Origin of the sequence: Paenibacillus sp. FSL K6-1566, assembly GCF_038050475.1 — a bacterium.
In the GTDB taxonomy this organism is placed as follows: Bacteria; Bacillota; Bacilli; order Paenibacillales; family Paenibacillaceae; genus Paenibacillus_AQ; species Paenibacillus_AQ lactis.
In genome coordinates this window covers 2,252,443-2,263,560 of record NZ_JBBOSR010000001.1, presented here as the reverse complement: position 1 = coordinate 2,263,560, position 11,118 = coordinate 2,252,443, and the positions used below count along the sequence as shown (strand labels likewise).

9 protein-coding genes are annotated in these 11,118 nt (G+C 52.9%); 2 read left to right on the top strand and 7 right to left on the bottom strand.

Annotated features, from left to right (window positions below; translation table 11 throughout):
• Window positions 1–162: 162 nt before the first annotated feature.
• Window positions 163–1,887 carry an acetate--CoA ligase gene (acsA, locus tag NST08_RS09720; RefSeq protein WP_028405213.1) on the bottom strand — a complete coding sequence of 575 codons (1,725 nt, stop codon included), beginning with the start codon at window positions 1,885–1,887 and terminating at the stop codon, window positions 163–165.
• Between the two features lie 295 nt (window positions 1,888–2,182).
• Here acsA and NST08_RS09715 point away from each other — a divergent pair, with 295 nt between their 5' ends.
• The gene (locus NST08_RS09715) at window positions 2,183–2,815 is read left to right on the top strand and encodes a GNAT family N-acetyltransferase (RefSeq protein ID WP_007129620.1); all 633 of its coding nucleotides are present in this window, start codon (window positions 2,183–2,185) and stop codon (window positions 2,813–2,815) included.
• Between the two features lie 99 nt (window positions 2,816–2,914).
• Here NST08_RS09715 and NST08_RS09710 read toward each other — a convergent pair whose 3' ends face one another.
• The 3 genes from NST08_RS09710 to NST08_RS09695 all read right to left on the bottom strand — a co-directional run bounded on the left by NST08_RS09710 (window position 2,915) and on the right by NST08_RS09695 (window position 5,724).
• Window positions 2,915–3,616, bottom strand: coding sequence for a 5'-methylthioadenosine/adenosylhomocysteine nucleosidase (locus NST08_RS09710; protein WP_210095532.1), 702 nt, complete (start codon window positions 3,614–3,616; stop codon window positions 2,915–2,917).
• Between the two features lie 117 nt (window positions 3,617–3,733).
• Window positions 3,734–4,744, bottom strand: coding sequence for a catabolite control protein A (ccpA, locus tag NST08_RS09705; RefSeq protein ID WP_007129617.1), 1,011 nt, complete (start codon window positions 4,742–4,744; stop codon window positions 3,734–3,736).
• A 542-nt stretch (window positions 4,745–5,286) separates the two neighbouring features.
• Window positions 5,287–5,724, bottom strand: a complete 438-nt coding sequence (locus NST08_RS09695; RefSeq protein WP_244152689.1) for a hypothetical protein — start codon at window positions 5,722–5,724, stop codon at window positions 5,287–5,289.
• A gap of 297 nt (window positions 5,725–6,021) precedes the next feature.
• Here NST08_RS09695 and NST08_RS09690 point away from each other — a divergent pair, with 297 nt between their 5' ends.
• Window positions 6,022–6,552 carry a type 1 glutamine amidotransferase domain-containing protein gene (locus NST08_RS09690; RefSeq protein ID WP_210095533.1) on the top strand — a complete coding sequence of 177 codons (531 nt, stop codon included), beginning with the start codon at window positions 6,022–6,024 and terminating at the stop codon, window positions 6,550–6,552.
• A 257-nt stretch (window positions 6,553–6,809) separates the two neighbouring features.
• Here the strand turns inward: NST08_RS09690 and ptsP are convergent, their stop codons facing one another.
• The 3 genes from ptsP to NST08_RS09675 all read right to left on the bottom strand — a co-directional run bounded on the left by ptsP (window position 6,810) and on the right by NST08_RS09675 (window position 11,074).
• Window positions 6,810–8,573 carry a phosphoenolpyruvate--protein phosphotransferase gene (gene ptsP / locus NST08_RS09685; protein ID WP_007129614.1) on the bottom strand — a complete coding sequence of 588 codons (1,764 nt, stop codon included), beginning with the start codon at window positions 8,571–8,573 and terminating at the stop codon, window positions 6,810–6,812.
• On the bottom strand, window positions 8,570–10,453 hold the full coding sequence (locus NST08_RS09680) for a glucose PTS transporter subunit IIA (RefSeq protein ID WP_007129613.1): 1,884 nt from the start codon (window positions 10,451–10,453) through the stop codon (window positions 8,570–8,572). The genes ptsP and NST08_RS09680 overlap by 4 nt, the downstream gene beginning before the upstream one ends.
• Window positions 10,454–10,651: 198 nt before the next feature.
• Window positions 10,652–11,074, bottom strand: coding sequence for a CoA-binding protein (locus tag NST08_RS09675; RefSeq protein ID WP_007129612.1), 423 nt, complete (start codon window positions 11,072–11,074; stop codon window positions 10,652–10,654).
• Between the last annotated feature and the right edge of the window lie 44 nt (window positions 11,075–11,118).

The window sequence follows — 11,118 nt, the reverse complement described above, 5'->3', positions numbered from 1 at the left end:
CGGGGCGCCTCCTTTTTTTCATGCAATCACCTCCCCGTTCCTCCGTTCGGGACGCGATAATTCGGCATCCATTTGCCGATTCACGGTGTTCACATTAAAAAAAGCTGACCCCCACTGTTGGATCAGTGGCAAGTCAGCTTGCTTGTGCATAAGGTTAGGTTATTAATCCTCGATGGTGGACAAATCCCCGGTCGGCAGATCCAGCTCCCAGGCTTTCAGTACCCGGCGCATAATTTTGCCTGACCGTGTCTTCGGCAGCTTATCCTTAAACTCAATCTCGCGCGGAGCGGCATGAGCGGACAGTCCCTCTTTTACAAAACGGTAGATTTCATCCTTAAGCTCCTGGGAAGGCGTATATCCTTCGCGCAGGGAGATAAACGCTTTAATGATTTCGCCGCGGGTTACGTCCGGCTTCCCGATGACGCCCGCCTCCGCTACGGCCGGATGCTCAACCAGCTTGCTCTCGACCTCGAACGGCCCGATGCGCTCGCCGGAAGAATTGATGACATCATCGATTCGGCCTTGGAACCAGAAGTAGCCTTCTTCGTCCATATACGCCGTATCGCCGGAGATATACCAGCCCGGAATGCGGAAGTATTCTTCATACTTGGCCGGGTTGTTCCAGACCTTTCTCATCATGGACGGCCAAGGCGTCTTGATGGCCAGATTGCCCATCGTATATGGAGCAACCTCGTTCCCCTGATCATCCAGAATCGCGGCTGTAATGCCTGGAAGCGGACGCCCCATGGATCCCGGCTTGATCGCCATGCTCGGATAGTTGCAGATCAGCTGCCCGCCGGTCTCGGTCATCCACCATGTATCGTGTATCCGCTGCTTGTAAGCTTTATAGCCCCACCGTACCACCTCAGGGTTCAGCGGCTCTCCTACGGACAATACGTGCCGCAGATGGCTCAGGTCGAATTGGTCGATGAGATCCGAACCTGCTCCCATGAGCATCCGAAAGGCGGTCGGGGCGCTGTACCACACCGTCACCTTGTTCTTCTCCAGCGTGCCGTACCAGTCCTGCGGACTGAACCGGCCGCCGCGGATCACATTCGTAACGCCGTGCAGCCACGGTGCAAAAATGCCGTACGAGGTACCTGTTACCCAGCCCGGGTCAGCCGTACACCAGTATATATCGTCTTCTCTCAGATCCAGAACGACCTTGCCGGTATAATAATGCTGAATCATGGCATTCTGCACATGATAGACGCCCTTTGGTTTCCCCGTCGAGCCCGAAGTATAATGCATGATCAATCCGTCTTCCCGCTCCAGCCACTCGAGCTCGAGCTCACTGGACGCGGATTCCATCTCCCGGAAATAAGAGATCAGCTGCGGATCCTCTTCCTCCAGATCCCCAACCACGAAGATATGCTTCAGCTCAGGCAGCTCGTCACGCTTTACGCGCGGCAGAAGGGCAGGCGTCGTGACCAAGGCTACGGCACCGCTGTCCTCCAGCCGGTCCTTCACCGCCGTCTCCATAAAGGCTTCGAACAATGGCCCTACTACGGCGCCGACCTTGAGAATTCCCAGCAGACTCGCGTAGAGCTCCGGGCTCCGCGGCATGAAAATAAAGACTCTGTCGCCTTTTCCGATCCCGTACTTACGAAGTACATTGCCAAATTTGTCGGACTGCTCTTTCATCTCGGAATAGGTAATCGCTTCGTCTCTTGTCGCATCGCTGTACAAAAGCGCGATCTTATCCCCTTTTCCCTCCGCTACATGACGGTCGATGGCTTCATAAGCCATGTTGACTTTCCCCGTCTCGTACCATGTAAAATGTCTCTCGATCGTATCCCATGAAAACTCGGAACGTGCTTCCTCGTAGCTCTTCATATTGGAATGCGAGACTTCACTTGGTAAAATTTCGCTATGCGTCTGATTCATCATAACATCCTCCTCATTCTCAAATCAGTCTCGTCCTGGTGGACAGCGCTTTCAAATTGAATTGAATGAAACATTGGAAGTTGCACATTGCGCTTGCGGCGGGTCGTCACGTTGCCTCCGATTATCGAGCAATTAACCCTAGGGATTCGTTAAGCCAACTCCTGTTGTCAATGTTATAATTGTGAAGGTTTTATGTCGAAGTGATTATATCATATGTTATGTTTTCCTGTCATTGCTTTTCATTTTTTTATTTTTTTGCTATAAGTAGGGTATGGAAATGAAAGGAGCGTAACGGATGGAACACTGCAAGCTTTACCAGTCTCATGTTTTGTTTCCTGAAGACCGCCGCCTGATCATCGAAGGACCTGTACCTCCCGAGCAGTTATCCAAGCTTACGATGCACCCTGATCTAAAGGCGTTTCGCCGTCCTGCGGAGCAGCATGAGGCATTGGTGGAAATTGCAGGCCTCCCCGAGGGCAGAATTATTATCACGCGGGACCGCGATAGGATTGTAGGATATGTAACCTTCCATTACCCCGATGAGCAAGAACGGTGGTCTGAAGGGAAGATGGAAGATTTAATTGAGCTGGGGGCGATCGAAGTCGCTAGTGACTATCGCTCGATGGGCCTCGGCCAGCAGATGATCAAAACCGCATTCGAGGAAGACCAGATGGAGCGGTATATCGTATTTACGACCGAATATTACTGGCATTGGGATCTTAAGGGGAGCGGCTTGAACGTATGGGACTACCGCAAAATGATGGAACGGCTGATGAAGGTAGTGGATATGGAATGGTACGCGACCGACGATCCGGAAATATGCTCCCATCCTGCCAACTGTCTTATGGTAAGGATCGGCCGACAAGTCCCGCTGTCATCGCAGGAGCAGTTCGACCGCATTCGCTTCAGGCAGCGCTTTATGTACTAAGAAACCAATATATCCCCGGGGGCTTACCCTCGGGGATATTGATTCTGCGGGCAGGTCCGCTGCGTTCATCCTAGCCTAAGCTAAGAGACCTCACGCTTCTTAAAGCCTCGACAGCATATGATTTACAATCTCGTGGGATCGCTTGGAAGCTTTCACCGTAAACTCCGGGAAATTGACGTGGGCCGAGCCGTCGGCTTTGTCCGACATCGATCTAATGACAACATACGGCACCGCATTCATGTGGCATACTTGAGCTACCGCAGAGCCCTCCATTTCCGCACACGCCCCGTTAAGCTCGCTGTACAGCATCTGCACGGTATCCCGGCTTGCGATAAACTGGTCGCCGGACAGGACTTTGCCGACGATATAATGCCCGCCCGCCAGCTCCTTGCACGCTTCCTCGGCAAGCGTTATCAGCGCTTGATCCGCCGGGAAATCGGACACCTCCTGGTAAGGGATGACCCCTTTCGAATAACCGAGCGGCGTCACATCCATATCATGCTGCATGCATGAGGACGAAATGACGATATCGCCTATGTTAAGCTCCGGGTGGAGGGCACCGGCAACACCGGTAAACACAATCTTCGACACGCCAAAGGCATCGATTAAGATTTGGGTTGTAACCGCAGCGTTCACCTTGCCGACGCCGCTCTTGCATACGACCACCTGCTTGCCGTGAATGGTCCCGGCGGCATAGGAAACGCCTGCTTTCACCGTTGTATCCTTATTCTCCAGCTGCTGCAGCAGCAATTCGATTTCTTCGTCCATGGCCCCGATCAGGCCGATTACCTGTGTTGACATTCCTGTACCCCTCCGCAAATGATATTCGAAAATGCTTTCAGCAGAAAAAAGCCCCTTGATTTCAGGAGCTTTTTTTCAAATTTATGGATGCTTCGATCCGATGCATCCATTTCAAGCCTACTCGTTTACATGGCTTACCGACAGACGCAGAATCGTCTCGTGCGGCAAAATCACGCGTGGATTCTCCACATTTTCCTTTTTCATCAGTTTGGTCAGCAGCCGCATCGCCACCGCACCAAGATCATACATCGGTTGAGCCACGGTTGTCAGCTGAGGACGAACCATGGAGGCCATACGGATATTGTCCACGCTGATGATCGAGAAATCATCCGGAACCTTGTAGCCTTCATCCTGGATGCTGTGGATGGCGCCGATCGCCATCTCATCGGTAGCCGCAAAAATAGCCGTCGGCTTCTTCTTCAGCCCGAGGAAATATTTCATCGCTTCAACGCCGGATTCATAGCGATAGTTGCCGATACGGACCAAATCCTCTTGATATTCGATACCGGCAGCTTCCAGCGCCTTCTTGTATCCCTGGAAGCGGGCATAGCCGTTCGCTGGATCCTGAAGGGTGCCGCTGATCATCGCGATCTCACGATGTCCGTGCCGGATCAAGGTGTTCACCGCATCAAATGCAGCCTGCTCATGGTCGATATCTACCGACGGATAGGAGCCCTTCTCATCGCTGGTGGCACACAGGACAATCGGAACAGCGGAGGTCTGGAACGCCTGGATATGCTCGTCCGTCACGGTTCCGCCCATGAACAGGAGCCCGTCCACTTGCTTCTCGAGCAAGGTGTTAATGACGCGGATCTCCTTCTCCTTCCGCTTATCGGCATTACACAAGATGATATTATAGTGGTACATATTCGCAATATCCTCGATACCGCGGGCAATTTCCGCAAAGATCGAGTTCGAAATATCAGGGATTACAACGCCTACGGTTGTCGTCTTCTTGCTCGCCAGGCCTCTGGCTACCGCATTCGGACGATATCCCAAACGTTCAATCGCTTCGTAAACTTTCTTCCGGGTCTGAGGCTTTACGTTCGGGTTATTGTTAACAACCCGGGATACCGTCGCCATGGAAACGCCTGCTTCGCGCGCAACATCGTAAATGGTTACCGTCAAATTCCTTCTCTCCATTGCCAATAGATTTTCATTCGTTCAATACCAATTGAATTTATGATACGACAAATTACTGCTTCATGCAATGACACGGCAATTCATGCCGTTTCAATCGGGTGGTCAGCGCTTCAGTCGTAATATGGGAATGGATGTATGCCAGACTGGCGCTCCTTCTACACAAGTATAACTTGAACTTGAGGCGATTCATGTCGGATGCCAAGATCCTCTGCTGCCTGATACGATACCGGACGGATCGCGGGTGGCCTAGTCAAAACATAGCCATGCTGCCCGCTGGGACGCTAAAGCAAGACTGCCTCCGCTTCCCGTAGATTCACGCACACAATTGGGCATCCGGTACTATGCTTGAACAATAGCAAGGGTCTTCTATCCGTAGAATCAAGCGCGGCGCGTAATTGTTTAATAGTAGTCATTTTCGACAACGACGCCGTAGGATATACATTCCCTATCATTGTATTGAAGTTCCTACCCTCTATCCTAACAAAAAGTGCGTGAAAAATCCAACAACCACGAAAATTTTCTGAAAATTATCTGGCGAAATAGCCTGAATTTTCAGGAATCAGCGTTTTCAAAGCGCTAAGTTGCTCCAAACGTCCCTCGATTTGCTTCATCCACTCCTCATCCTTCATTCCTTGCGCACAGCAAAACAGGTCCAGCAGCATATTGATCCTTTCGTCAAAAGCCTCCCTGCAGCGTGCTTGCAGCTCTTGGTCCTCTTCATCCACCGTTGATTCATCCACGTATGTACGGAACACCTCCCGCAGAACGTAAGCCGCTTCATTAACGTCCGCGAACGAAACCCTTAGTCTCTCGGCGCCATGGCCCAGTGATGCAATATATCGAAGCAGATGCGGTTTAATCAGTGGAAGCAGCTCATACTTCTTGCAGGCCTGGCAGGAGTATACTGGTACATGGCATATTCGGATCCTTTTTTCATGAATCAGCTTTCGCAGTTCCAACCTCATCGATTGTCCGCAGTTACAGGTTTTGAACAAATCGCCCACCCCAAATCTAACAACATAATCTTTTTCAAACTCTATTGTCACAAATCTGTCACCTAAATTAGTTCTATTCGACTATCATACCAGAGATTCCTTCAAAAATGTGATAATGCTTTATTTACCAAATATGTATCCGATTTCTTAATCGGTGTGCGGACGTGATGGTTTCCATGAAACCTCAGCCGATCTTTGTTACAATGATGAAGAGATCGCAGCCTGTGCTGAAGTCAAGAGGTGCACACGGGAAAGGAGCTTATAACGATGACAAGACTATCAGGAAAAAAAGTCATTGCGCTTGTGGATGAAGAATTCGAGGATCTGGAATTATGGTACCCGGTATACCGGGTTCGTGAGGAAGGGGCCGAGGTCCATCTTGCCGGTGCCGAAAAAGGAAAAACGTATATCGGCAAATATGGCGTGCCTGCCACAGCCGAATACGGTTTCGATGAGCTGGACAGCAGCGATTACGACGGAATCCTCGTACCGGGCGGATGGGCGCCGGACAAGCTGCGCCGTTATGGAAAAGTGCTCCAGCTGGTTCAGGAAATGCATGCGGCCAAGAAACCGATCGGCCAGATCTGCCATGCGGGCTGGGTCCTCATTTCTGCCAAAATATTAAACGGCGTCACCGTCACGTCCACGCCGGGGATCCGGGATGATATGGAGAACGCCGGCGCGATCTGGAAGGATGAAGCGGTCGTGACTGACGGCCACATCATATCCGCCCGCCGCCCGCCGGATTTGCCGCCATACGGCAAGGCCTTTTGCGATGCGCTCGCCGAACGCGGGTAAGCTTCGTCCATCTATCCCTAAACACTAAAGCCGCCTGTTTCGAATGCGATTCCCTTCTTGAAAATCGCATGAAACAGGCGGCTTTTGATTATTATAGCCGCGATATACTCGTTTTGATCGGATATGCTCTAATGACTCCATTTGCTTCTATATCCTGGACTACGCTCCCTATGCCCTAAGGTTTCCGTATGTCCGTTATAGCTTGTCCTTTGAAAAAAGAGTCGCACGATAGAGCCGGACAACGTGCAGGGAAGCTCCTATGAAGCCGAACTGTCGGTGCCGCTGCCTCCGCTTGCAAAGCTGCATCGCTCGGCAAATGCATTCAGCCGTTCCTCCACAGCCGTGTTGGTCCGCAGCTTGAAGCAGGCAGCCGCCTCCTTCTTCGCCTCCGCCGCATTGGTATTCAGAATACGGTGCTTCACGCGCAGCAGCGATTGCGGCGACATGCTGAGGTCTTTAACGCCCAGCTCCAGCCAGATTGGGATCGCCCGCTCATCTCCGGCAAGCTCCCCGCATACGCTGACCGGAATCCCCGCCTGATGCGCCGCTTCAACCGTCGTCCGGAGCATGCGCAAGACAGCCGGATGAAACGGATGGTACATATGGGCGATCTGCTCGTTCATCCGGTCCACGGCCAACACATATTGAACCAAATCATTCGTGCCGATGCTGAAGAAGTCCGCTTCCTCCGCCAACAGATCCGCAATGGCCACCGCTGCCGGCACTTCGATCATGATGCCTACTTTGATATTCGGATCATAAGCGATGCCACGGCGGTCAAGATCCGCCATCGCTTGATGGAGAATCCCGTTGGCCTGACGGATCTCTTCGACCGACGAAATCATCGGATACATGATTTTGACATTGCCGAAGGCGCTGGCCCGAAGAATCGCAGCCAGCTGGGTTTGAAACAGCTCCGTGCGATCCAGGCAGATCCGGATGGCGCGGTAGCCCAGGAACGGATTATCCTCCTCCGGCAGCGAGAAATAATCAAGCTGCTTGTCACCGCCGATATCAAAGGTGCGAATGACGACGGAGGACTGCCCGGCCTTCTCCACAACATGACGGTAGACCTCGAACTGCTCCTCCTCCGTCGGGAAGCTGTGGCGGTCCATATACAGAAATTCCGTCCGGAACAAGCCCACTCCTTTAGCCCCGTTCTGCAGAGCGATATCAAGCTCCTTCACCGAGCTCATGTTGGCAGCCAGGTTAAAGAACGTCCCGTCTTTGGTGACGGCATCCACCGTGGCCAGCAGCTGGAGCTGCTCTTTACGCTTCCGCTGCTCGTCGCGAATGCCTTCATAACGCTCCAAAGTCAGCGGATCCGGTTCAAGGTAAAGATGCCCTGCATCCCCATCCACAATAAGCAGCTCACCGGTCTGGATCGGCTTCTCCAGCTTGTTCTCGATGCCGGATACCATCGGGATGCCGAGGGCACGGGCCATAATTGCAGAATGGGAGGTTTTGCCCCCGTTCAAGGTGACAATCCCGAGAACATGGGACGGATTGAGATGAACCAGCTGGGACGGCGAGAGCTCCTTGGCAACCAGGATATAAGGCTGCGTGTCGGAAGGCAGCTTAACCTCCGGCGCACCGAGCAGATGCTTCAGCAGCCGGTTGCCTACATCCTTGATATCCAGCGCCCGTTCCTTCATGTATTCGTCGTCAAGCAAATCGAACATGGAGACAAAATGGTCAATCGCCTCTTTAACCGCCACTTCGGCCGCCTTGTACTGACGTTCGATGATCCCTTGGATTTCGTTCATGAACACCGGATCGTCCAGGATGGCCAGATGCGCGTCAAATATTTGCGACTCCTCGTGCCCCACCATTTCTTTGAATTCATTCTTGATGTATTCGATTTCGTTCTTGGAGGTTCGTATGCCTTCATATAGACGCTCGAACTCTTTGGCCAAATCGACGGCGTCCAATTCGGAATCCGGAAGATCCAGCTCCCAATGCGGCAATACGAAAGCCTTTCCGATCGCTACGCCTGTTGCTGCGCCAATGCCTTGTATCATGTTTCTCTACCCCCAGCGTTACTCTCATTTAATACGACGGACATGACGGATGACTGTCCTTTCTTGACCGATTTGAACGGAGCATAGCTCCAGGATCTGACCTTATCCGGATTCGTGATCACCATCGGCGTAGCCAGCGATGCGGCGTGCGCCTTCAGATACGCCAGGTCGAATTTGACCAGCAGCTGGCCGGGCTCGACCGTATCCCCTTCGCTGACGACAGCCGTAAACGGCCCTTTCAGCTGGGAGGTATCGATGCCGATATGGATCAACACCTCAAGACCATCCGGGGTGGATATCCCGATGGCATGCATCGTCGGATACACATGCATCACCGTACCGTATACCGGAGAGACGAGCTCCCCCTTCTCGGGTATAAATGCCACCCCGTTGCCAACCAGCTTGGCAGCGAAAATATCGTCCGGCACTTCGTCAATCGGCAGCATGCGTCCTTGTACCGGAGCGCTGAACAGCACCCGCGGCAGATCCTGCTGCATCAGCTTGTTAATTTCCTCGCGGATCAGCTCGGAGTAGGTCCCGAACACCACTTGCACATTGCCCCCGCCAAGCTTGATAATGCCTGCCGAGCCAAGCAGCTTGAGCGCGTCGGAATCGATCTGGCGGTCATTATACACGGTCAATCTTAACCGGGTCATGCAGGACTGCACCTGAACAATATTGTCCTTGCCCCCCAGCGCTTCCAGAATGAGCGGCGCCTGATACGGAATATCTCCGGCCCGTCCTTCCAGAGCCGAGCCTTCCTCGCGCCCCGGCGTCGGAATTTCGAAGGTGCGAATCGCCCAGCGGAACAGAAAATAATAGACCAGCCCGTATACGATGCCGATCGGTATGATCATCCAGGCATTCTGTGACAGGTGGTAGTTGAGCACATAGTCGATGAAGCCTGCCGAATACGAAAAGCCGTGATGGATATCAAACATGTACGTAAGCACCATGGCGAAGCCCGCCATCAGTGCGTGCAGCACATACAGATAAGGAGAGGCGAATAAAAACGCGAACTCGATCTGCTCCGATACCCCGGTCAAAAAACAGACGAGGGCCGAACGCATAAACGTTTTCTTTACCTTCGGCTTTAAATCCTCGCGCGCCTCCTGGATGATTGCGAATGCGATAGCCGGCAGCGCAAACATCATGATCGGAAACAGTCCGGCCATGAAATCGCCTGCCGTCGGATCGCCGGCGAAGAACCGCGGCAGATCCCCCTGAACAATCGTGCCGTCACTGGTCTCGTACGTTCCAAGCTGGAACCAATATACATTATTCAGCAAATGGTGCAGGCCGAATGCCGTTAGCACCCGGTACAGGATGCCGTACAGGAACAAACCGAAAGCGCCCATATGCACCGTCAGCTCGTAGAAGGAGTCCAGACCGCGCTGCACGATCGGAGCCATCCCCAGCATGAACCATGCGAACACGGCGGAGAACAGCCCCATGAACAACAGCACGAAGCGGGATCCTCCGAAGAATTGGATCGCCTCAGGCAATTTAATATGCTTGAAGCGGTTATAGACATATCCGGATAGCACACCAAAAATGATCCCGATCAAGGTGGAGGGCTGAACGCCTCCATCCCCCAGACGGGAAATCACCTGATCATATATAAACATGCCGGCCAGAGCCGCAAGACCTGCAGGCCCTCCCTGGTTCGAGAGCCCCCAGGCAACCCCGATGGCAAATAAATACGGCATATAATAAAACACGCCGTGTCCCGCCGCTTGGGCAATCTCGCCCAAAGTTCCGAAGCCCCAGGCCGCCCACGGCAGACTGCCCACGCTAAGCAGGAGAGCTGCGGCCGGAAGCGCCATTGTAGGGAGCATAACGGCTCTGCCCAGCTGCTGCAACGATCCCAACCAATTCAAGGCGAGCCCTCCTTTCTATCCTTGATGGTAAGCGTTCCACCTCTTTTTGTCAAAAAGAAAACCTCACCCCCACACGAAAAAGCAAGTCCTGCTTGATTGAACCAAAAACAATCAGGATTCGCGATTGTGCCGCATCCTTGACTGCCGGTTACTCTCTCGCAAGACTTGCCCTTCTTCCATCCACTCGAAATAAAAAAATTATTTGCCGCGCAGGGCGATCGAATCCTCTACCTTAATGCAGCGGTCCATGACCGCGATCATGCCGTTCTCCTCGGCGATCGCTGCCGCCTCCTCGCTGATGATGCCCTGCTGCAGCCAGAGCACTTTGGCGCCGATCTCTGCAGCTTCCCGTGCCACGTCGGCGCAATATTCGCTCCGCCGGAATACATTCACGATCGTTACAGGCTCCGGTATGTCCTTCAAGGAAGGATAGCATTTCTCCCCAAGAATTTCGTCTGCTCCGGGATTTACCGGAATGATCCGGTACCCCCGGCTTTGCATAGCCGCAGCTACCATATGGGAAGTGCGGTCCGGGCGGTCGGACAGGCCGACTACGGCGATGTTGCCTGCATTTTTCAAGATATCCGCAATTTGCTCGCGGCTCGGATTTTCAAATGCCATGGGATGGTTACCACCTTTCGGAGTTTTTCGAATGGCTCTTTGCT

What these genes read in the sequence shown, in the direction of transcription:
- NST08_RS09675 (WP_007129612.1), bottom strand. Translation starts at nt 11,074, where the DNA reads ATGGCATTTGAAAATCCGAGCCGCGAGCAAATTGCGGATATCTTGAAA.
- NST08_RS09710 (WP_210095532.1), bottom strand. Translation starts at nt 3,616, where the DNA reads ATGTCAACACAGGTAATCGGCCTGATCGGGGCCATGGACGAAGAAATC.
- ptsP (WP_007129614.1), bottom strand. Translation starts at nt 8,573, where the DNA reads ATGATACAAGGCATTGGCGCAGCAACAGGCGTAGCGATCGGAAAGGCT.
- acsA (WP_028405213.1), bottom strand. Translation starts at nt 1,887, where the DNA reads ATGAATCAGACGCATAGCGAAATTTTACCAAGTGAAGTCTCGCATTCC.
- NST08_RS09695 (WP_244152689.1), bottom strand. Translation starts at nt 5,724, where the DNA reads ATGAGGTTGGAACTGCGAAAGCTGATTCATGAAAAAAGGATCCGAATA.
- NST08_RS09715 (WP_007129620.1), top strand. Translation starts at nt 2,183, where the DNA reads ATGGAACACTGCAAGCTTTACCAGTCTCATGTTTTGTTTCCTGAAGAC.
- NST08_RS09690 (WP_210095533.1), top strand. Translation starts at nt 6,022, where the DNA reads ATGACAAGACTATCAGGAAAAAAAGTCATTGCGCTTGTGGATGAAGAA.